The 534-nt window shown below is 66.5% G+C and carries 2 protein-coding genes; both read left to right on the plus strand.

Annotation, left to right across the window (positions count from 1 at the left end):
• Positions 1-319: tryptophan 7-halogenase (locus tag J7528_RS24120; protein ID WP_291879921.1), on the plus strand; the 319-nt coding region annotated here is incomplete at its 5' end.
• Positions 316-534, plus strand: a 219-nt coding sequence (locus tag J7528_RS24125) for a tryptophan 7-halogenase (protein ID WP_291879923.1), incomplete at its 3' end; no start/stop codon positions are given. The genes J7528_RS24120 and J7528_RS24125, both read left to right, overlap by 4 nt.

A 534-nucleotide genomic window follows, 5' to 3' on the forward strand; every position in this document is an offset into this window, starting at 1 on the left:
CTGGCAGGCCTGCCGCGAAATGACGCTGCCCGATAGCCTGACCGCCAAGATGGACCTGTGGCGCGCACGCGGCGCGTTCCTGCGCTATCGCTGGGAGATGTTCCACCCGGCATCCTGGCTCGCCATCTATGGCGGGTTCGAGCATGATCCCGATCGGATTGATCCGGCGCTCGCCGCGGTCGATCCCGCCGAGCTTGCCCAGGGGCTGGCGCAGATCCGCGCCGCGGTCGCGCGTGCCGTGGCAGACACGCCTACCCATTCCGAATTTCTCGCGACGGTCGATGGCGTCGCCGCCGAGCCCATGAGGACCCGTGCATGAACAACCCCGACGCGCTTCGTAAGGTCTGCATCGTCGGCGGCGGCACCGCCGGCTGGATCGCCGCCGCGCTGATGGCACAGCATTTCAAGGGCAAGCTGTTCGAGATCGAGCTCATCGAGAGCGAGGAGATCGGCACGATCGGGGTGGGCGAGAGCACGGTGCCGCCCTTCCTCGAACTGTTGGCCAAGCTCGACATCAACGAGCAGGAGTTCATC

It is taken from the genome of Caulobacter sp., from assembly GCF_017744445.1.
GTDB lineage: Bacteria > Pseudomonadota > Alphaproteobacteria > Caulobacterales > Caulobacteraceae > Caulobacter.